General features: G+C 61.5%; 15 protein-coding genes. 3 read left to right on the plus strand and 12 right to left on the minus strand.

Annotated elements, in window-relative coordinates:
• Positions 1-14: 14 nt before the first annotated feature.
• Positions 15-311: a helix-turn-helix domain-containing protein gene (locus CAF90_RS25615; RefSeq protein WP_007894945.1), complete on the plus strand. Its 297-nt coding sequence runs from the start codon at positions 15-17 to the stop codon at positions 309-311.
• Between the two features lie 42 nt (positions 312-353).
• Here the strand turns inward: CAF90_RS25615 and CAF90_RS25620 are convergent, their stop codons facing one another.
• A complete protein-coding gene (locus CAF90_RS25620) occupies positions 354-806 on the minus strand; it encodes a GNAT family N-acetyltransferase (protein WP_011336314.1) in 453 nt (150 codons plus the stop codon).
• Positions 807-1,062: 256 nt separating this feature from the next.
• Between CAF90_RS25620 and CAF90_RS25625 the strand changes: the two genes are divergently transcribed.
• Positions 1,063-1,800, plus strand: a complete 738-nt coding sequence (locus tag CAF90_RS25625) for an ABC transporter substrate-binding protein (protein ID WP_064380188.1) — start codon at positions 1,063-1,065, stop codon at positions 1,798-1,800.
• A 154-nt stretch (positions 1,801-1,954) separates the two neighbouring features.
• On the opposite strand, the gene yccS is transcribed toward CAF90_RS25625, so the two are convergent.
• The 9 genes from yccS to betI form a co-directional block, all read right to left on the minus strand.
• Complete coding sequence (yccS, locus tag CAF90_RS25630) at positions 1,955-4,138, minus strand: YccS family putative transporter (protein WP_007959728.1); 2,184 nt, start codon at positions 4,136-4,138, stop codon at positions 1,955-1,957.
• 233 nt (positions 4,139-4,371) lie between these two features.
• Entirely contained in the window at positions 4,372-5,550 is a 1,179-nt protein-coding gene (locus CAF90_RS25635) for an NAD(P)/FAD-dependent oxidoreductase (protein WP_085608896.1), read from the minus strand.
• Positions 5,551-5,702: 152 nt separating this feature from the next.
• On the minus strand, positions 5,703-7,088 hold the full coding sequence (gene dbpA, locus CAF90_RS25640) for an ATP-dependent RNA helicase DbpA (protein WP_007959732.1): 1,386 nt from the start codon (positions 7,086-7,088) through the stop codon (positions 5,703-5,705).
• A gap of 57 nt (positions 7,089-7,145) precedes the next feature.
• Positions 7,146-8,573, minus strand: coding sequence for a multidrug transporter subunit MdtD (gene mdtD, locus CAF90_RS25645; protein WP_007959733.1), 1,428 nt, complete (start codon positions 8,571-8,573; stop codon positions 7,146-7,148).
• A gap of 160 nt (positions 8,574-8,733) precedes the next feature.
• A complete protein-coding gene (locus tag CAF90_RS25650) occupies positions 8,734-10,071 on the minus strand; it encodes a TldD/PmbA family protein (protein WP_085608897.1) in 1,338 nt (445 codons plus the stop codon).
• Positions 10,071-11,513 (minus strand): TldD/PmbA family protein, encoded by a 1,443-nt coding sequence (locus tag CAF90_RS25655; protein WP_085608898.1) that lies wholly within the window; start codon positions 11,511-11,513, stop codon positions 10,071-10,073. The genes CAF90_RS25650 and CAF90_RS25655 overlap by 1 nt, the downstream gene beginning before the upstream one ends.
• 272 nt (positions 11,514-11,785) lie before the next feature.
• Positions 11,786-13,489, minus strand: coding sequence for a choline dehydrogenase (gene betA / locus CAF90_RS25660; protein ID WP_085608899.1), 1,704 nt, complete (start codon positions 13,487-13,489; stop codon positions 11,786-11,788).
• A 178-nt stretch (positions 13,490-13,667) separates the two neighbouring features.
• A complete protein-coding gene (gene betB / locus CAF90_RS25665; protein WP_007959741.1) occupies positions 13,668-15,140 on the minus strand; it encodes a betaine-aldehyde dehydrogenase in 1,473 nt (490 codons plus the stop codon).
• Between the two features lie 108 nt (positions 15,141-15,248).
• Positions 15,249-15,842, minus strand: a complete 594-nt coding sequence (gene betI / locus CAF90_RS25670) for a transcriptional regulator BetI (RefSeq protein WP_007959743.1) — start codon at positions 15,840-15,842, stop codon at positions 15,249-15,251.
• Between the two features lie 482 nt (positions 15,843-16,324).
• On the opposite strand from betI, the gene CAF90_RS25675 reads away from it, so the two are divergent.
• Positions 16,325-18,265, plus strand: coding sequence for a BCCT family transporter (locus tag CAF90_RS25675; RefSeq protein WP_256578524.1), 1,941 nt, complete (start codon positions 16,325-16,327; stop codon positions 18,263-18,265).
• 226 nt (positions 18,266-18,491) lie between these two features.
• Here the strand turns inward: CAF90_RS25675 and choV are convergent, their stop codons facing one another.
• The gene (gene choV, locus CAF90_RS25685; RefSeq protein ID WP_007959747.1) at positions 18,492-19,670 is read right to left on the minus strand and encodes a choline ABC transporter ATP-binding protein; all 1,179 of its coding nucleotides are present in this window, start codon (positions 19,668-19,670) and stop codon (positions 18,492-18,494) included.
• On the minus strand, positions 19,667-20,512 hold the full coding sequence (gene choW / locus CAF90_RS25690; RefSeq protein WP_007959749.1) for a choline ABC transporter permease subunit: 846 nt from the start codon (positions 20,510-20,512) through the stop codon (positions 19,667-19,669). Before choW ends, choV begins: the two co-directional genes overlap by 4 nt.
• Positions 20,513-20,578: the final 66 nt, after the last annotated feature.

Raw genomic sequence — 20,578 nt, forward strand, 5'->3', positions numbered from 1 at the left:
AACGGAGCGCATGCATGGACGTAAGCAAGACCAAGAGCAGTTTCTACCGGCGCTTGTACGTGGCGTACCTGATCGACAGCGGCCTGGCCAGCAGCGTGCCGGCGCTGACCGAAGTCACCGGCATGCCCCGGCGCACGGCGCAGGACACCATTGCGGCGCTGGCGGATCTGGATATCGTCTGCGAGTTCGAACAGGAAGAGGGCGCGCGCAATCATGCGGGGCGCTATCGGATTCGCGAGTGGGGGGCGATTGATCGGGGGTGGATTGAGCGGAATTTGCGGCAGATCAAGGCTGTTCTCGAGTATCCCTGACCTCAGCAGAGCCTTCGCGGGCAAGCCCGCGAAGGGGAAATCTCAAGACCGCCGCATACCAATATGCGGAATGTCATCCTCAAGATATTCCTCACCCGCCACCACAAACCCGTACCGCCCGTAATACCCCTGCAAATGCGCCTGGGCCGACAGATAGATCGGCACTTCAGGCCAACGCTTCTCGGCCTGTTTCAGCGCCTGTTCCATCATTTCATGCCCCAATCCCTTGCCACGGCCGGCCGGCGCCGTCAGCACGCGGCCGATCACCACGTCGCCACCCTGGGATTCCGGATCCAGCAGGCGCAGGTACGCCACCAGCTGATCACCGTCCCAGCCCATCAAATGGCAGGTGTCACCGTCCAGATCCTGACCGTCCGGATCCAGGTACGCGCAGCGCTGTTCGACCACGAACACTTCCGAGCGCAATTTCAAAATGGCGTACAGCTGCTCCAGTCCCAGATCGCTGTGATGTTTGCAGACCCACTCGATTGTCATCTTCCGATTCCTTGAACTACGTCGCCCGATACTAAGCGCAGCGCCGAAATATGTCTGTATGGCTGAGAAATCTGTGACAAAGGCCAAAATGCCATCATTCCAATATCGCGGCCCGCCGTACTTTGTGTAATCTGCTGGGAAGCGCTGTGCAATGGCTTCAATGAGCTAATGTTAGGGCCTGGGATTCGCCGGTAAGGGGCCTTGGGGTTTTGACTGAAAACACGCCGGGCGGCCCGCCCGCTAAGGATTTTCAAGCATGCCGCGATTGCATCGAGCCTTTGCTTTGATCGGATTGCTGTTGCTGGGTCAAAGCGCTGCAGCGGAGAAATTGCGTCTGGTATTCGACGTCTGGCCGCCCTTTACCGATGACACGCTGGTCAACGGTGGGCTGGCGACCGACATCGTGAGCACGGCCCTGGCCCGTGCCGGTTATGCCAGCGGTTATGAGCAGGTGCCGTGGGCGCGGGCGTTGATGGGGGTTGGCGAAGGACGTTACGACGTGCTGGTCAACGCCTGGTACAACGACGAGCGCACGAAGCTGGGGCAGTTTTCTGCTGAGTACCTGCTCAATCGCGTGCGTTTCCTCAAGCGCAAAGACGCGCCCATCGAATACAACAACCTGCAGGAACTGCACACCTATCCGATTGCGGTAGTGCGCGGCTACGCCTATTCGGCGCCGTTCGATGCCGACACCGCGTTGCAGAAAGTCCCTGTGCATAACTTCGCCATGGCCGTGCGCATGTTGGCGGCGGACCGAGTCAAGCTGACTCTGGAAGACGAGTACGTCGCCCGCTATTACCTGGCCCGGGAGTCACCGAAGGTACGAAACGCGGTGGAGTTCCTGCCGAAACCGCTGAGCGAGAACAGCCTGCACATCCTGGTCAGCCTGAAGAACCCGCAGCACGAACAGATCGTGGCCGGGTTCGACAAGGCGATTGCATCGATGAAGGCCGATGGCAGCTATGACAAGCTGCTCAGGCAGCATGGAATGTAGTCTGAAAGATTTTTAGTGCACTAACTGGCCTCTTCGTCGGATCGCCGCCCGGAGCAAGCCCGCTCCCACAAGTACAGCGGCAGTTCACATATTTTGTGTACCACACCGACACTGTGGGAGCGGGCTTGCCCGCGAAGAGGCCTGTCCGGCCACCTCAATCTTCGGCTGTGTCTTTGATCAGGTGCGCCGCCAGCGTGCGCAACGGCCCGAGTTGACGGCAGATCAACGCCAGTTGCGTCTGCACCAGCCGCTGGCCTTCGTCGATTTCGTCCGGCATTTGCTCAAGCTCGTTGGCCAGCGCTTCTTCCTCATCGCTCTGAATCGCGATCGGCTGTTTGCTCGCCAGACCCTGGGCGATTTCATCGATACTTGCCGCCAGACTCACGCCGGCGCCGTCGATCAGGTGTTCGCGCACCTCGGCCGGCAGCTGGGTTTCCCGGTGTGCACCAAGCCCTGACAGATAGCTGAGCAAGGTGTGCGACAGCACCAGGAAGCGGAAGCCGACGTCGGCTTCCTTCCGGAAATGCCCCGGCTCCATCAGCATGTTCGCCAGCGTAGTCGACAGCGCCGCGTCGGCGTTGTGTGCGTTGCGCCGGGCCAGGCGATAGGCGAGGTCGTCGCTCTTGCCGGCTGCGTATTGCTGCATGATCTGGCGCAAATAGATGCTGTTGCAGGTGAGGGTGTTGGCCAGCACTTTGTTCAGGCGCCGACCCTGCCAGTCCGGCAGGAACAGGAACACCGCAAGCCCGGCGATCAGGCTGCCGAGCAAGGTATCGAACAACCTCGGCACAAACAGACCATAACCATCGCCGACCTGGTTGAAGCAGAACAGCACCATGATCGTGATTGCGGCCGTAGCCACGGTGTAGCGGGTGGTGCGGTTGGTAAAGAACACCACGCCGGCGGCGATGGCGAAGCACGACTGCACCAGCGGATTCGGGAACAGATCGAACAGCGCCCAGGCAATCGTCAGGCCGATCGCCGTGCCGAAAATCCGCTGACCGAGTTTGCGCCGGGTGGCGCCGTAGTTCGGTTGGCAGACGAACAGCGTGGTGAGGATGATCCAGTAGCCTTGCGACGGGTGAATCAAGTGCACCATGCCGTAGCCGATGCTTAACGCCAGTGGCAAGCGCAGGGCGTGGCGGAACAGCAGCGAGGTCGGCGTCAGCTGCGTGCGCAGACGAATCCACACGTCCTTGAAGTTGCGCGGCGAGCGGTCGAGCAGGCTGCTGTCGGTGGCATCCGCCAGGGCGTCGGGGTTGCTGGCGTCGCTGAGCAAACGGTCGAGGGTGCCGAGGTTGGCCGCCAGTGCGCGCAGTGAACGCAGCAGTCCGCGCCAGGCCGGGTTGCTCTGGATGCGCAGGTGTTCGAGGGAAGCGTGCAGGTCGCTCAGGGCTTCGGCGAAACTCGCGTCGTATATGAACGGCTGGCGCATCTGGATCGATTCGGCCAGTGCCCGGCAGGCCTTGCCTTGCTGGCGCAGCAGGCGCTGGCAGCGGAACAGGACATCGCTATGGAAAAACGCATCGGCCAGGGCGTTATAGGGATAGTGCGAAGAACTGGCGCGTTCGTGAATGTCTTGCGCCAGGAAGTACAGCTTCAGGTAACGGCTGACTTTCGAGCCGGGGCGACCGTTGCCGACCCGGTGCAGGATGATTTCCTTGGCGCTGTTCAGGGCTGCGACGACCCGGCCGTTTTGCTGGGCCAGTTCCAGTCGCCGTGCTTCGACGTCCATCTGACGGATCGGCTCGAACAGCGAGGATTTCAGCTTCAGATAATAGCCGAGTTCGCGGAACAGCCGCGCCAGACTCTGCTGCACCGGCTGATTGGAAAACATCGCCTGCCACAGCACCGACAGCAGGCCGTACCACGCAGCGCCGGCCACCAGCAGCATCGGCTCGTGCCAGAAATCCGTGACCGCGCCGCCGCGCTGATCCACGCCGATCATGGTGTAGACGGAAAGAATCAGCGTCGCCGAAGCAATCGCCCCGTAACGCTCACCGAGCGCCCCAAGCATGGTCAGGCCGAAACTGGCCAGTGCCAAAGCGATGACAAAAACGATGGGGTAGGGGAACAGCAATTCCACGGACAGCGCCGCGACGCTGAAACACACCAGCGTCACCGCCAATGCATTGAGGCGGCCCTGCCAACTGTCGTCGGTCTCGGCCAGGGCGCTGGCGATAATTCCGAGGAACAGCGGGATCAGCAGCCCCATTTCATCCTGATACCAGCACAGCGCCATGCTGCCGGTCAGGGCGATGAACACCCGCACGCTGTAGCTGAATTTATCCAGCGCCCACAGGCGCCGCAAAGACTGACGAAACGAGGTCGAGGACATGAAGTGCGAAGGCCTTCCGAGGCGATGCCGCTAAATTGAGCCAGTAATGACGCCGACGCAATGGCGCCGATCACATCTGACAGCAAAAAGTGTTCCCTACAGCTTCACCGATAACAAATGTGGGAGCGAGCCTGCTCGCGATCGCGGTGTGTCAGTCACAAAAGTATCAACTGACAGACTGCAATCGTCGGATCGCCGCCCGGAGCAGGCTCGCTCCCACAGTTTGATATTTGTCAGACGTATTGCGCCGCCGCGTAACCCGATGCCCACGCCCACTGGAAGTTGAATCCGCCCAGATGCCCGGTGACATCCAGCACTTCACCAACGAAGTAGAGGCCCGGGCTTTTCAGCGATTCCATGGTCTTGGACGAGACTTCGCGGGTGTCGACGCCACCCAGCGTTACCTCGGCGGTGCGGTAGCCTTCGGTGCCGGCCGGGACGACTTTCCAGCTGCCGAGCTTTTCGGCGATGTCCGCCAGTTCGGCGTGGGTGTACTGCTTCATCGGTTTGGAGACGAACCAGTTGTCCGCCAGCAGGTTGGCCATCTTCTTGGTGAAGATTTCGCCGAGCAGGGTTTTCAGTTCGCTGTTCGGGCGCTCGGCGGTTTGCTGTTGCAGCCAGCTCGCGGCGTCGTGGTCGGGCAGCAGGTTGATTTCGACCGTGTCGCCCGGCTCCCAGAACGAGGAAATCTGCAGAATCGCCGGGCCGCTGAGGCCGCGGTGGGTGAACAGGATGTTCTCGCGAAAGCTCTGGTCGTTGCAGCTGACCAGACAGTCCACCGAGGTGCCGGACAGTTCGGTGCACAAATCCTTGAGCTGATCGGTGATGGTGAACGGCACCAGACCGGCGCGTGTTGGCAGCAGGTCGTGGCCGAACTGCTTGGCGACTTGATAACCGAAACCGGTCGCGCCGAGGGTCGGGATCGACAGGCCGCCGGTGGCGATCACCAGCGACTGGCACTGGATCTGGCCGAGGGTGGTGTCGAGCAGGTAACCGCCCTCGACCTTCTCGATGGTCTGGATCGAGGTGTCGAGGTGCAGATTGACGCCGACCTGATCGCACTCGTCCAGCAGCATGCCGAGGATGTCGCTGGATTTGTTATCGCAGAACAGCTGACCGAGTTTCTTCTCGTGGTACGGCACGCCGTGTTTGGCGACCATGCCGATGAAGTCCCACTGGGTGTAGCGGGCCAGCGCGGATTTGCAGAAGTGTGCGTTCTGCGAGAGAAAATTGCTCGGTTCGGTGTACATGTTGGTGAAGTTGCAGCGCCCACCGCCGGACATCAGGATTTTCTTGCCGGCCTTGTTCGCGTGGTCGAGCAGCATCACCTGACGCCCGCGCCCGGCGGCGGTCAGTGCACACATCAACCCTGCGGCGCCAGCGCCAATGATCACGACTTCGGTAGAGCGCAAAACGGTGTCCTCACACAATCATCACGTAGATCGTTCCCACGCTCTGCGTGGGAATGCCGCCATGGACGCTCTGCGTCCGCTTTTGAATCGTGACGCGGAGCGTCACAGGATGCATTCCCACGCGGAGCGTGGGAACGATCATTTAAGCGTTCTTACAAAACGCGAACGCGCAGCGAACGACCCTTGATCTTGCCGTTGTTCAAGCGCTGCAGCGCCTGCATGACCACGGTACGTTCAACCGCCACATAGGACTGGAAGTCGAAGATCGCGATCTTGCCGACCTGAGCGCCCGGAATCCCGGCTTCACCGGTCAGTGCGCCAAGAATGTCGCCCGGACGCACCTTGTCCTTGCGCCCGCCAGCGATGCACAGCGTGCTCATCGGCGGTTGCAGCGGGGCACCGCCCTGGGATTTCAGGTTGTCCACCTGATCCCAGTTCAGCGGGGTTTTCTGCAGTTGTTCGATGGCTTGCGCGCGGTGAGCTTCGGACGGCGCCACCAGGCTGACCGCGATGCCTTTCTCGCCGGCACGACCGGTACGGCCAACACGGTGAATGTGGATTTCCGAATCGCGGGCCAGTTCGACGTTGATCACCATGTCCAGTGCATCGATGTCCAGACCACGGGCGGCAACGTCGGTGGCAACCAGTACCGAAGTACTACGGTTGGCGAACATCGCCAGTACTTGATCGCGGTCACGCTGTTCCAGATCACCGTGCAGGCCGACGGCGGAAATGCCTTTGGAGGTCAGGTGATCGACGGTTTCCTGCACCTGCTGCTTGGTGAAGCAGAAGGCCACGGTGGAGGCCGGACGGAAGTGGTGCAGGACCTTGGTCACCGCGCTCATGCGCTCTTCCGGGGAAATCTCGTAGAAGCGCTGTTCGATCTGGGTGTCGTCGTGAAACGCTTCGGCCTTGACCGTTTGCGGATCGCGCATGAACTTCGACGCCAGCTGCTTGATGCCCACCGGGTAGGTGGCCGAGAACAGCAGGGTCTGACGGCGGGCCGGGGTCTGCTCGATGATGTCTTCGATGGCGTCGTAGAAACCCATGTCGAGCATGCGATCGGCTTCGTCGAGGATCAGCGTGTTCAGGCCGTCGAGGACCAGCGAACCCTTGCGCAGGTGCTGCTGGATACGGCCCGGAGTGCCGACGATGATGTGCGCGCCGTGCTCCAGCGAGCCGATCTGCGGGCCGAAGGACACGCCGCCGCACAGGGTCAGGACCTTGATGTTGTCTTCGGCACGGGCCAGACGACGGATTTCCTTGGCAACCTGGTCGGCCAGCTCGCGGGTCGGGCAAATCACCAGTGCCTGGCAACCGAAGTAGCGCGGATTGATCGGGTTCAGCAGGCCGATACCGAACGCGGCAGTCTTGCCGCTGCCGGTCTTGGCCTGGGCGATCAGGTCCATCCCCTTGAGGATCACCGGCAAGCTCTGCGCCTGGATCGGCGTCATCTGGGCATAACCGAGGGAGTCGAGGTTAGCCAGCATGGCGGCGGACAGCGGCAAAGTATTAAAAGCGGTGGCGATGGTGGTCACGGGACTGGCCTGCAAAACAAAATGTCGCGCAGTGTACCAGTCCGGTGGCCATTAGCCCTAAGACTCGATGTGTTCTTCCGGACGTCTGACGCGCCGCCCGTCATTCTTTGAGAGCTGGGAGAAAATCGTCGCGGCCAACATCGCCATGATCCCAACGGTCACGAACGTGAGTTGAAACGCGCCCAACACGGTCTCAACGCCGTCATTCCCGATCTCCGCCGTAAAGCCGCCGAGCAGCGCACCGGCGCACGCCACGCCAAGACTCAGCGACAACTGCGCCACCACTGACAGCAGACTGTTGCCGCTGCTGGCGCTGGCGTCGTCGAGGTCGATCAGGGTCACGGTGTTCATCGCGGTGAATTGCAGCGAGTTGATCGCCCCGAGAATCGCCAGCAGGCACAACAGCAACCAGTACGGCGTCTGCTCGCTGACCAGGCCCATGCTCGCCAGCATGATCCCCAGAAACAGCGTGTTGCCGGTCAGCACGATGCGATAGCCCAGACGCTCGATCAGCGGCCGCGCGCCCCACTTGGCGACCATCGCCGCAGCGGCCAAAGGCAACATGCTCATCCCGGCCTGGGACGGCGAATACCCCAGCGCCACTTGCAGCAGCAACGGCACCAGAAACGGCAGGGCGCCGCTGCCAAGCCGGGCGAAAAGGTTGCCGAGAATGCCGACCGCGAAGGTGCGGGTCTTGAACAGCGACGGCGCGAACAGCGGGTTTTCAATGTGCCCGGCGCGCAACCAGTACGCCGCCAGACACGCCATACCGCCGAACAGCAACAGCATCACTCGCAGGTGCGGCAGGTGCAGTTCGCCGAGGCCTTCCATGGCGATGGTGATCAGCACCATCGCCGCGCCGAACAGCAGGAAACCGAGGCTATCGAACCGCGTGCGCTCGGTGCCGCGCAGGTCGGGGATGAATTTCCACACCGCGTAGCAACCGATGACGCCGACGGGCAGGTTGATCAGGAAGATCCAGTGCCACGTCAGGTATTCCACCATCCAGCCGCCCATGGTCGGGCCGATCAGCGGGCCGAGCAGGCCGGGAATGGTGATGAAACCCATGATCCGCACCAGTTCCGAGCGCGGGTAGGCGCGCAGCACCACCAAACGCCCGACCGGCAGCATCAGCGCACCGCCGAGGCCCTGGATCACGCGCGCGCCGATCAGCATGCTCAGGCTGCTGGACAAGGCGCAGAGCAGCGAGCCGAGGCTGAACAGCAGGATCGCGCCGAAGAAGATTTTCTTGGTGCCGAAGCGGTCGGCGATCCAGCCTGAGGCCGGAATCAGCAGGGCCACGGTGAGCATGTAGGCGATGATCACGCCCTGCATGCGCAGCGGGTCTTCGGCCAGGTCCCTGGCCATGGCCGGCAGGGCGGTGTTGAGGATGGTCCCGTCGAGGGACTGCATGAAGAAAGCGATGGCGACGACCCACGGCAACCAGCGGGCGGTGATGGCGTCGAGAGGCGGGCGGTTGGGCATGGAACCTCTTGTGGTTGGGGTTAATGCATATCCATGGTCGAGCACGGTCAATGTGGGAGCGAGCTTGCTCGCGAAAGCGGTAAATCAGTCGACATCAATGTTGAATGAAATGGCCTCTTCGTCGGATCGCCGCCCGGAGCAAGCTCGCTCCCACAGGGTTTCACAGCGTCAGGGTCAATCGGCTCACCAGCGCCCCCGGCAGCAGCGCCGAAGAGGTATTGCGCTGGCTGTAAGTGCTCGCCGACAGCAGCAACTCCCGCTCGGCAGTCAACGCCTCCAGCTGCGAACCCAGCAGGCTGTAGGCGCTGTCGTCGAAACGCATGGTGCTGACCGGCGCCTGAATCTCGCCATTCTCGACCCAGAACGTGGCAAACCGGGTCATGCCGGTCAGGCGCGCCGCCGGTTGATCGGAGAAGTTCAGGTACCACAGATTGCTGATGTACAACCCGGTGCCCAACTGCTTGAGGATCTCGGCCTGCGGCAGATCACCTGCGCCCATGTTCAGCGCGCTCGGCGATTCGCCACCGCCGGCACCGTTGGCCGTCAGACCGTATTCGGCGGCACTGCGCGACCCGACCAACTGGTCTCCCGCCTTGCCTTCGATGATCAACCGCAGATCGCTGCGCGGGTAACCTTCGCCGGAGAACGCCGGGCTCAGCGAGTCGCTGACTTTCTCGTCGAGGGACACCAGCGGACTGAACGTCTGATCGCCGGCATACAGCTTCTGCAGCGGGCTGCTTTTGCTGGCAATCGACTGCGCCGAGAAACCGCCCCAGCACAGCATACCCATGATTTCTTCCAGCGCTGCGGGCGCCAGATAGGCGCGGTATTGGCCGGGCGGCAGGGTGCGCAGCGGGCGACCGAGAAACTCGAGTTGTTCGCGGGCCTGCTGGATGCGTTTGGCGAAGTCTTCGCTGTTCCAGTCATGCCCGGCGTAGCTGGCCTTCACCGCTTCGCCGTTCTCGTGGAACAGGCTGAAGTCGAAGTTGAAACTGTTGGCCTGATGCCAGCCGAATGCGCCGGAAGAACTGGCGAAGCCACGGCTGATCGGGCCGGCAGCGTAGAAGCCGACCAGATCCAGACCTTCGGCCGCTTGAGCGATTTCAGCGACAACTTGCTCGGTGTCCGGCAGCGGATGCTCCTGCACATTCTTGCTCTGCCAGCCGTTGTGGTTGAGCAGCAGGTACGGGTCCTGTGGCAGCAGCGGCAGGGTTTCGCGCAGTTGCTGCAAGCCTTCGGCGAGGCGTTGCAGGTCGGTGGCCTGCTCACCGGACAGGGTGATGTGCAGGTCCGCATGGCGACCGTCGTCAATCAGTTTCAGACCGATACCGGCTTGCTGCACTTGCCCGGCCTGACGCACCTTGGCGTGGTTGAAACGGACAAAGGCCGACGATTCGGCGTCGTAACTCAGGGTGAACTGTTCCGGCTCACGCACGGCATCGCGCAGCCAGTTGACCAGCACCTTGAACGCCTCGGACGGGTTCTTGGAAATACTCATCAGGCGTCTCCCCCAAACACATCAACATTGCTGAACACGCAGGCCGGCGACGCATGGCCGACGCGGATCACCTGGTTCGGTTCGCCCTTGCCGCAGTTCGGCGTGCCCAGCACCTGGGTGGTGCCGGCATTGCCGACGGCGCGCAGGCTTTTCCAGAAGTGCGCGGAAATTCCCCGGTAGTTCGGGTTTTTCACCACGCCCTTGAGTTCGCCGTTTTCAATCAACTGGCCCCATTCGCAGCCGAACTGGAACTTGTTGCGTGCATCGTCGATCGACCATGAGCGGTTGGTGCTCATCAGAATGCCGTTTTCGATGCCGCCGATCAGTTGTTCCAGCGGCTGGTCACCCGGCTCGATGTTGAGGTTGGCCATGCGGTCGATCGGTGGGCGATTCCAGCCGCAGGCGCGGCTGTTGGCGACGCCGTCCAGGCCCGCGCGGAACTGCGACAGTGCGCCGCCCAACGGACGGACCAGCAGGCCTTCGTGAATCAAAAATTGCTTGCTGGCCTTGGAACCGTCGTCATCGTGACCGTAACTCGCCAGTTCTTCGGGAATGCCCGGATCGAACGTCACGTTGAGCAGTTTCGAGCCGTATTGCAGGCTGCCGAAATCCGAGGCTTTGACGAAGCTGGTGCCGGCATAATTGCGCTCGTCGCCGAGGATCCGGTCGAGCTCCAGCGGGTGGCCGATGGATTCGTGGATCTGCAACATCATCTGGTCAGGCATCAGCAGCAGGTCGCGCGGGCCTTGCGGGGTGTTCGGCGCGAGCAGCAATTGCAGCGCCTGATCGGCGACTTGCGGGCCGGCGCCGATCAGGCCGCAACGGCTGATCACGTCGGCGCCGCCCTGCTGGCCGAAGTTCTCACGGCCGAGGCTGCGGGTCTGGCTGTCGTTGCCGTCGTACGCGGTGACGTCGAGGCCCGGGTAGACGAAGCGCTGGGCCTGGCGCAATTCGGCGCCGGCGCTGCTCAGGTAGATCTGTTCGACGTGGGTGATGCCGATGCTCACTTCCCAATTCACCAGGCGCTCATCCTTTGGCACCGAGGCGGATTCCGCGCCGAGCAGCTCGAAGCATTCGCTCAGGGACGGAAAGGGTTGTTCGAGATTGGGTGAAAAGTAGTCGGCGCGGTCGCTGGACACCGGCTGCCGGCTCAGGTCGAGCAGGGCGTGGGGCTTGATCCGCCGGGCCTGTTGCTCGGCACGCTCAAGGGCGGCTTGCAGGCCTTGTTGCGACAGGTCATTGGTCGCGGCGTAGGCTTCGACGCCGTTGATGCGAACGGTGAGCATCGCGCCTTCGTCGCGGCTCAGGCTCGGCGGTTCGGCGACGTTCTTGCGCACCGACAGGTACTGGCCGGACTCGCGGACATACCGCAAGGAAAAAAACTCGGCGCCCGTGCGCAAGGCAGCGAAGCGCTGCTTGAGCTGGGGGTGGAAATCGAACATCAGGGAAACCTCCTTGTTATGGGAGAAACGGCGAAGCGGATTCGGCGGGGAGGGGGTGAAACGATTGGGCGAGGACTAGAGTAGGCCTGCGAGGGGGTAGGATCAAGTGAAGAGGGGGTGTAGGGGGATTTACTCTGATAACAGCAGATCGTTCCCACGCTCTGCGTGGGAACGCCGCCATGGACGCTCCGCGTCCGCTGTGTGACGCGGAGCGTCACGGGATGCATTCCCACGCAGAGCGTGGGAACGATCCGGGTGGGGAGTATTACGGCTTACTGAGCAACAGCGCTCACATCACGCAGTGCCTTGCCTTTCACCGGCGCATCGCCAGCGACATAGTACGGCGCCTTGCTGCGCGGCAGCGGCTGACGGCCACGGATCTTGTCGGCGATTTTCTCGGCCATCATGATCGTCGGCGCGTTCAGGTTGCCGGTGGTGATGATCGGCATGATCGAGGCATCGACCACACGCAGACCCTGCATGCCATGCACGCGGCCTTCGCCATCCACTACGGCCATGTCGTCGGTGCCCATCTTGCACGAGCAGGACGGGTGGAACGCGGTTTCGGCGTGCTCGCGGATGAACTTGTCCAGCTGCTCATCGGTTTGCACTTCGATGCCCGGGCTGATTTCACGGCCACGGAAAGCGTCCAGTGCAGGCTGTTGCATGATTTCACGGGTCAGGCGGATGCCATCGCGGAATTCCTGCCAGTCCTGCTCGGTGGCCATGTAGTTGAACAGGATGCTCGGGTGCTGGCGCGGATCCTTGGATTTGACCTGGATGCGACCGCGGCTCGGCGAACGCATGGAACCCATGTGCGCCTGGAAGCCGTGTTCTTTCACACCGTTGCTGCCGTTGTAGTTAATCGCGACCGGCAGGAAGTGGTACTGGATGTTCGGCCATTCGAACTCTTCGCGAGTACGGATGAAACCGCCGGCTTCGAACTGGTTGCTGGCGCCGATGCCGGTGCCGTTGAACAGCCACTCGGCACCAATGGCCGGCTGGTTGTACCAGAGCAGCGACGGGTACAGCGAGACCGGTTGGGTGCAAGCGTATTGCAGGTACAGCTCGAGGTGATCCTGCAGGTTTTCGCCGACGCCCGGCAGATCGTGAACGACCGGGATGTCGAGGCTTTCCAGCAGTTTTGCCGGGCCGACGCCGGAGCGTTGCAGCAGTTGCGGCGAAGCGATCGCGCCGGAGCAGACGATGACTTCTTTACGGGCGCGGGCTTCAACGCGCTCTTCAGCGGCGCCGACCAGGTAACGCACGCCGACCGCACGCTTGCCTTCGAACAGAACCTTGTCAGTCAAGGCGTGGGTGACGATGGTCAGGGTCGAACGCTTCTTGGCCACGTCCAGGTAACCACGGGCGGTGGAAGCACGACGGCCGTTCGGCGTCACGGTGCGGTCCATCGGGCCGAAGCCTTCCTGCTGATAGCCGTTCAGGTCTTCGGTGCGCGGGTAGCCGGCCTGCACGCCAGCTTCAACCATGGCGTGGAACAGCGGGTTGTTGCCCGCTTTCGGCGTGGTCACGCTGACCGGGCCTTCGCCGCCGTGGTAGTCGTTCGGGCCGATATCGCGGGTTTCCGCTTTACGGAAGTACGGCAGGCAGTCGAGGTAGGTCCAGTCTTCCAGGCCTGGCAGTTTGGCCCAGCCGTCGTAGTCCATCGCGTTACCGCGGATGTAGCACATGCCGTTGATCAGCGAGGAACCGCCGAGGCCCTTGCCACGACCGCATTCCATCCGGCGACCGTCCATGTGTGGCTCCGGATCGGTTTCGTACGCCCAGTTGTAGCGGCGGCCTTGCAGCGGGAATGCCAGGGCTGCCGGCATTTGCGTGCGGAAGTCGAGACGGTAGTCCGGGCCACCGGCTTCGAGCAGCAGGACGGTGACGCCTTCGTCTTCAGTCAGACGGGTCGCCAGGGTGTTACCGGCAGAGCCGGCACCGACGATGATGTAATCGAATTCTTGGGACATTGAATGCACCCTCTTTGAAGTTGGTCAGGTCAGGCCTGGCGAGTGCTTTGCACTCGATTCGCGGGCAAGCCCGCTCCCACAGGGATCGGGGCTGCCACAGATTGGGTGGACGACATCCAATCTGTGGGAGCTGGCTTGCCAGCGAAGGCGGCCTCGCGAGCAATAAATGACTCGGGTCTTAGAACACCGAGACGTAATCGCCCAGCTCGACCTGTACCGATTTGATGCGAGTGAAGTTGTTCAGCGAGCTGATGCCGTTCTCACGGCCGACGCCCGACTGCTTGTAACCGCCAACCGGCATTTTTGCGTCGGACTCGCCCCAGGCGTTGATCCAGCAGATACCGGCTTCCAGTTGATGAATCACGCGGTGGGCGCGGTTCAGGTCGCGGGTGACGATACCGGCGGCCAGGCCGAAGTCGGTGTCGTTGGCGCGACGGATCACTTCTTCTTCGGTTTCGTAGGTCAGGATCGCCATCACCGGGCCGAAGATTTCTTCACGGACGATGGTCATGTCGTCGGTGCAGTCGGTGAACACGGTCGGAGCCACGAACGCGCCCTTGGCGAATTCGCCGTCGGTCAGACGTTCGCCGCCGCACAGAACGCGGGCGCCTTCTTCTTTACCCTTGGCGATGTAGCCCAGCACGCTTTCCATGTGCGGGAAGCTGACCAGCGGGCCGAAGTTGGTGTTTTCGTCTTCCGGGTTGCCAACGCGGATGCGCGCAACACGCTCGACGATCTTGGCTTCGAAAGCGGCTTTCAGGTGGCTCGGCACGAACACGCGAGTGCCGTTGGTGCAGACCTGACCGGAGCTGTAGAAGTTGGCCATCATGGCGGTGTCGGCGGCGCGATCCAGGTCGGCGTCGTCGCAGATGATCAGCGGGGACTTGCCGCCCAGTTCCATGGTCACGTCTTTGAGCGACGAAGCCGAAGCGCTGGCCATTACTTTTTTGCCGGTGTCGGTGCCGCCGGTGAAGGAGATTTTCTCGATGCGTGGGTGCTCGGTCAGCCAGGTGCCGACTTCACGGCCGCTGCCGGTCAGTACGTTGAACACACCGTTCGGAACGCCGGCTTCGGTGTAGATCTCGGCCAGTTTCAGGGTGGTCAGCGAGGTGACTTCGCTTGGCTTGAAGATCATCGCGTTACCGGCCGCCAGGGCTGGAGCGGACTTCCACAGAGCGATCTGGATCGGGTAGTTCCACGCGCCGATACCGGCGACAACGCCCAGCGGCTCGCGACGGGTGTAGACGAATGCGGTGTCACGCAGCGGGATCTGCTCGCCTTCGATGGCGGGTACCAGGCCTGCGTAGTATTCCAGCACGTCGGCGCCGGTGACGATGTCGACGTACTTGGTTTCGGAGAAGGCTTTACCGGTGTCCAGGGTTTCCAGGGCAGCCAGTTCATCGTTGCGCTCGCGCAGGATGTCGACGGCGCGACGCAGGATGCGCGAACGCTCCATGGCGGTCATCGCGGCCCAGATTTTCTGGCCCTTTTCAGCGCTGACCACAGCACGCTCGACGTCTTCCTTGGTCGCACGTTGCACTTGTGCGAGGACTTCACCGTTAGCCGGGTTGATGGCTTCGAAGGTGGCATCGCTGCCGGCGTCGGAGTACGCGCCATCGATGTAGAGTTTTTGCAGTTCGAAACGGGCCATAGTGTCCTCGCAAGTGCATTAGTGGTTGGCGTTGGTCACCGGGTGAGCCATATAGCTGTGGCATCACTGGTCGGTGACAGTTCAGGGGCCGAGCGTTTTCTCTGTGCTCTAGCTCACCTGCTTGGCCAATTGGAAATCCATGTATTCGTAAGCGATCTGTTGCGCCTGCGCAGTGTCGAAAGCGTCTCCCGACAGCGCGCCGCGCAACCACAAACCGTCGATCAGAGCTGCCAGTCCACGGGCGGCGGTGCGCGCATCTTCGAGCGGCAACACACGGCGGAACTCGCAGCACAGGTTGGAATACAGACGGTGATCGTTGATCCGCTGCAACCTGTGCAAAGACGGCTGGTGCATGCTGGTGGCCCAGAAGGCCAGCCAGGTTTTCATTGCCGGGCCATTGACCTGGCTGGCGTCGAAGTTGCCTTCGATGATCACCTGCAGATGCGCCCGGGGGCTGCTGTCTGCCAGCGCCTGACGGCGCGCGGTGACACTCTCGCTGAGGGCGGTCATCAGATACCGCATCGTGGCGGCGATCAGGCCATTCTTGTCCTGAAAATAGTGACTGATGATGCCATTCGAGACACCGGCCAAACGGGCGATCAGCGCAATGCTGGCGTCCCCCATTCCGACCTGATCAACCGCCTGCAAAGTGGCTTCGATCAGTTGTTGGCGGCGGATGGGTTGCATACCGACCTTGGGCATCTTGCACATCTCCTTAGGCCTTCCGACGGGCGAATGACGCCTATCGGATTGAGGGCCAGTCTATTTTGTTTTGATTGAACGTTCAATCAACAAAGAATAAGATCTGCGACAAATCGTCGCTGCCTACAGATTTTTCCTACGTGTAAGTGGCGATAAACCGACATCCGAAAATGCTCGAAACCTGCGCGGGGCAAGGCGCGGTTCGACGTTCGATGGACGTGTTGAATGGGCAAGACGCTCAAGGCCAGGTTTCGGATGAACGTCCATGCCTCGGCCACGACGGTGATTCGCGATGCCATCTCTGCAGGTTCGGGCTTTTTTCGGGGTGTCTTTATATCACCCGCCGGTCGGCTGCCAACTAACCGATTGGTCGGGTTCCGTGTTGCCTTGTGTTCTTCTCTCGCACTGCCTGGAGCATTTGTGCCATGAGTTCTGCCTCGCTTATAAAGACCCCGCCCGAGAAGGTGACGGTCAACGGTTGGGTGTTCTACACCTCTACCGCGCTGATTCTGTTGTTGACCGCCATTCTGATCATCGCCCCGCAAGAGGCCGGCAGAATGCTGGGAGTGGCTCAGGCCTGGTTGTCCCGCAGCTTCGGCTGGTACTACATGGTGGTGATCGCCGCTTACCTGGTTTTCGTGGTGGGCCTGGCGTTTTCCTCGTACGGCAAACTCAAACTGGGTAGCAAGGACGACACCCCGGATTTCAGCTACGGCGCCTGGGCGGGGATGCTGTTCTCGTCGGGTATCGGTATTTCGCTGCTGTACTTCGGCGCTTCCGAACCGCTGGATCACTACTTCAATCCGCCGGAAGGCGCGTCCGCTACCAATATGGCGGCACGTCAGGCTGTTCAGCTGACTTTCCTGCACTGGGGCCTGCACGGCTGGGCGATCTACGCACTGGTCGGTCTGGCCGTGGCTTATTTCGCTTACCGTCATAACCAGCCGCTGGCACTGCGTTCGGCGCTGTACCCGCTGGTGGGCGAGCGTTGGGTCAAGGGCGCTGCCGGTCATGCGGTGGACGGCTTCGGCATGTTCGTGACCCTGCTGGGTCTGGTGACCAACCTGGGGATCGGCTCGCTGCAAGTGTCTTCGGGCCTGGAAAACCTGTTCGGCATGGAACACAGCAACACCAACCTGCTGATCGTGATCATCGTGATGAGCACGGTGGCGACCATCGCTGCCGTGTCCGGCGTGGAAAACGGCATCCGTCGTCTGTCCAACCTCAACATCATCCTGTTCAGCGGCCTGCTGATTTTCGTTCTGCTGTTCGGCCCGACCCTGCACCTGCTCAACGGCTTCGTGCAGAACATCGGCGACTACCTCAACGGGGTGGTGCTGAAGACTTTCGACCTGTACGTCTATGAAGGCGACAGCGAGAAGTCCGACCGCTGGCTGGGCCTGTGGACTCTGTTCTACTGGGCGTGGTGGATTTCCTGGGCCCCATTTGTCGGCATGTTCATCGCGCGTATTTCCCGTGGTCGTACCGTGCGTGAACTGGTGGCTGGCGTGCTGCTGATTCCGCTGGGTTTCACCCTGGCGTGGCTGTCGATCTTCGGTAACTCGGCGCTGGATCTGGTGATGAACCAGGGTGCGGTGGAACTCGGCAAGACGGCGCTGGAACAGCCGTCGATGGCGATCTATCAGTTGCTTGAACACTACCCGGCGTCGAAAGTCATCATCGGTGTGTCGATCTTTGTTGGTTTCGTACTGTTCCTGACCCCGGCCGACTCCGGCGCGGTGATGATGGCGAACCTGTCCTGCAAGGGCGGCAACGTCGACGAAGACGCCCCGCACTGGTTGCGGATCTTCTGGTCGGTCGTGATCACCCTGGTGACCATCGGCCTGCTGTTCGCCGGTAACTTCGAAGCCATGCAGACCATGGTGGTGCTGGCCGGTCTGCCGTTCTCGGTGGTCCTGGTGTGCTTCATGTTCGGCCTGCACAAGGCGATGCGTCAGGACATGCAGATCGAACAGGAGCAGGCGCAACTGGCTGAACGCGGTCGTCGTGGTTTCAGCGAGCGTCTGACCCAGCTGGATCTGCAACCAAGCCAGTCGGTGGTTCAGCGCTTCATGGACAAACACGTCAGCCCGGCGCTGGAAGATGCTGCTGCGCAAATGCGTGCACAGGGTCTGGAAGTGCAGACGCTGCTGGGCAAATCCAAGCGCTGCATGGGCGTGCGGGTCGAGATGGAAGAGGGCAACCCTTTTGTCTACGAAGTGAGCCTGGACGGCTACCTGGCGACCCCGAGCGAGTCGGTCCAGTCCGATGAAGCGCGCCAGCGTTTCTACCGCGCCGAGGTGTACCTGCACAACGGCAGCCAGGACTACGACCTGATGGGCTTCACACAGGATCAGATCACGCGTGATGTGCTCGATCAGTTTGAAAGCCATCGGCAGCTCCTTGGCCGGGTCTATAGCTGAGTTGTGAAGTGATCTTTCCTGCACGTTGTGCGGGAATACAAAGGGGCTCAAGTTGAGCCCCTTTTTTGTGCCTGATCGTTCCCACGCTCTGCGTGGGAATGCCTCAACGGACGCTCCGCGTTCGGCTTTTGATTTGGGACGCGGAGCGTCCCGGGCTGCATTCCCACGCGGAGCGTGGGAACGATCACGCCGCGATCCTTTCGCGGCGTTTTTGTGTCTGCTCTCTTTACCCCAGGTTCTTGCCGAGCAGCGCGTGATACAGCTCGCTGTCCCCAAGAATCCCCACCACATGATTGTTGTCGTGCAGCACGAGTTTGTTGCCGGTCTGGTAACGGATCTGCAACGCGTCGCGCATGCCGATGTTCGAGTCCACCAGCGTCGGTTTGCGCTCCAACCCTTCCACGGCTTGCCCCGGTGCCCAGTTCTGCAGGTTCAGCACCGAACCGTTCTGCCGCGCCCCTTTGATGGTGTTGCCTTCGGCCAGGTCCAGCCACGAGTCGCCGCCCGGATCCAGGCACACCGAACCGTTGATGCGTTTGCAGTTGTCCAGGGTGCGCATCAGGCTGCGACCGCACAGCACGTTCAGCGGGTTGGTGTGGGCGACGAACGTGCGCACGTAATCGTCCGCCGGGTTGAGCACGATTTCTTCCGGCACGCTGTACTGGATGATCCGGCCGTCCTTCATGATCGCGATGCGGCTGCCGAGTTTCAGCGCCTCGTCGAGGTCGTGGCTCACGAACACGATGGTCTTGCTCAGCTTGCGTTGCAGTTCCAGCAGTTCATCCTGCAGACCCTGACGGATCAGCGGGTCGAGGGCCGAGAACGGTTCGTCCATCAGCAGAATGTCGGCATCCATCGCCAGTGCGCGGGCCAGACCGACACGCTGCTGCATGCCGCCGGACAGCTCGTCCGGCTTCTTGTTGCGCCATTGGGTCAGGCCTACCAGTTCGAGTTTTTCATCGACCAGCTTGCGCCGTTCCTTTTCCGGACGACCCTGCATTTCCAGACCGAAACTGATGTTCTCGCGCACCGTCAGCCACGGCATCAGAGCGAACTTCTGGAACACCATGGCGATGCGTTTGGTGCGCATCATTTTCAGCTCGGCCGGGGTGCAGGAGGCGATGTCGATCTGCTTGCCTTCGTGTTCGACGAACAGCTTGCCGCGGCTCACGGTGTTGAGGCCGTTGATGCAGCGCAACAGGCTCGACTTGCCGGAACCGGACAGGCCCATCAGCACGCAGATCTCGCCTTTGTTGATGTCGAGGCTGGCTTTTTCAACGCCGACGATCTGCCCGGTCTTTTTCAGGATCTCACTGCGGGTCAGGCCTTGATCGAGAAGTTTCAGTGCTTCGCGCGGATCCTTGGTGAAGATCACGTCAACGTTATCGAAGCGAATTATGCTCATGCGTCACCCCCTACTTTGGCGTCGGGTTGTTTGCAGATACGGTCGAGCATGATCGCCAGCAGTACGATCGCCAGGCCCGCTTCGAAGCCCAGGGCGATATCAGCAGTGTTCAGTGCGTTGACCACCGGTTTGCCGAGTCCGTCGGCGCCCACCAGTGCCGCGATCACCACCATCGACAGCGACAGCATGATGCACTGGGTGATGCCGGCCGCGATGCTCGGCATGGCGTGAGGCAGTTCGATCCGTGAAAGCAGTTGGCGACGCGAGCAGCCGAAGGCCTTGCCGGCGTCCATCAGTTCTTGCGGGACATCGCGGATGCCCAGGTAGGTCAGGCGGATCGGCGCGGCGATGGCGAACACCACCGTCGAGATCAGGCCCGGTACCACGCCCAGCCCGAAGAGGGTCAGGGTAGGAATGAGGTAAACGAAGGTCGGTACGGTCTGCATCAGATCGAGTACCGGCCTCATCAAAGTGTAGAACATCGGTTTGTGCGCGGCGACGATGCCCAGCGGCACGCCGATGACCACGCAGACCAGGGTCGCGAACATGACCTGGGCGAGGGTTTCCATGGTTTCCTGCCAGTACCCCAGGTTGAGGATCAGCAGGAAGGAGGCGACCACGAACGCGGTCAGGCCCCATTTGCGTTGAATGAAGTGGGCCAGCAGGGCGATGAGGCCGATCAGCACCAGCGGGTTGAACCAGGTCAGCGCAAACGTCACGCCGTGGATCATCGTTTCCAGGGTCACGGCGATTGCGTCGAAGGTGTTGGCGCCGTGTTGCGTCAACCATTCAACGAAGCCCGCGATGTACTGGCCTAAAGGGATTTTCTGATCAATCAGCATGGTAGTGAACGTCCGCATGCAAGGAAATAAACAGCCCGGACGGCGTGAGCCGTCCGGCATAAGCGA

The organism is Pseudomonas sp. B37(2017) (genome assembly GCF_002112885.1).
GTDB lineage: Bacteria > Pseudomonadota > Gammaproteobacteria > Pseudomonadales > Pseudomonadaceae > Aquipseudomonas > Aquipseudomonas paraglycinae.

What these genes read in the sequence shown, in the direction of transcription:
- CAF90_RS25650 (WP_085608897.1), bottom strand. Translation starts at nt 10,071, where the DNA reads ATGAGTATTTCCAAGAACCCGTCCGAGGCGTTCAAGGTGCTGGTCAAC.
- choW (WP_007959749.1), bottom strand. Translation starts at nt 20,512, where the DNA reads ATGCTGATTGATCAGAAAATCCCTTTAGGCCAGTACATCGCGGGCTTC.
- yccS (WP_007959728.1), bottom strand. Translation starts at nt 4,138, where the DNA reads ATGTCCTCGACCTCGTTTCGTCAGTCTTTGCGGCGCCTGTGGGCGCTG.
- CAF90_RS25620 (WP_011336314.1), bottom strand. Translation starts at nt 806, where the DNA reads ATGACAATCGAGTGGGTCTGCAAACATCACAGCGATCTGGGACTGGAG.
- betA (WP_085608899.1), bottom strand. Translation starts at nt 13,489, where the DNA reads ATGTCCCAAGAATTCGATTACATCATCGTCGGTGCCGGCTCTGCCGGT.
- CAF90_RS25625 (WP_064380188.1), top strand. Translation starts at nt 1,063, where the DNA reads ATGCCGCGATTGCATCGAGCCTTTGCTTTGATCGGATTGCTGTTGCTG.
- CAF90_RS25615 (WP_007894945.1), top strand. Translation starts at nt 15, where the DNA reads ATGGACGTAAGCAAGACCAAGAGCAGTTTCTACCGGCGCTTGTACGTG.
- betI (WP_007959743.1), bottom strand. Translation starts at nt 15,842, where the DNA reads ATGCCCAAGGTCGGTATGCAACCCATCCGCCGCCAACAACTGATCGAA.
- CAF90_RS25655 (WP_085608898.1), bottom strand. Translation starts at nt 11,513, where the DNA reads ATGTTCGATTTCCACCCCCAGCTCAAGCAGCGCTTCGCTGCCTTGCGC.
- mdtD (WP_007959733.1), bottom strand. Translation starts at nt 8,573, where the DNA reads ATGCCCAACCGCCCGCCTCTCGACGCCATCACCGCCCGCTGGTTGCCG.
- betB (WP_007959741.1), bottom strand. Translation starts at nt 15,140, where the DNA reads ATGGCCCGTTTCGAACTGCAAAAACTCTACATCGATGGCGCGTACTCC.
- choV (WP_007959747.1), bottom strand. Translation starts at nt 19,670, where the DNA reads ATGAGCATAATTCGCTTCGATAACGTTGACGTGATCTTCACCAAGGAT.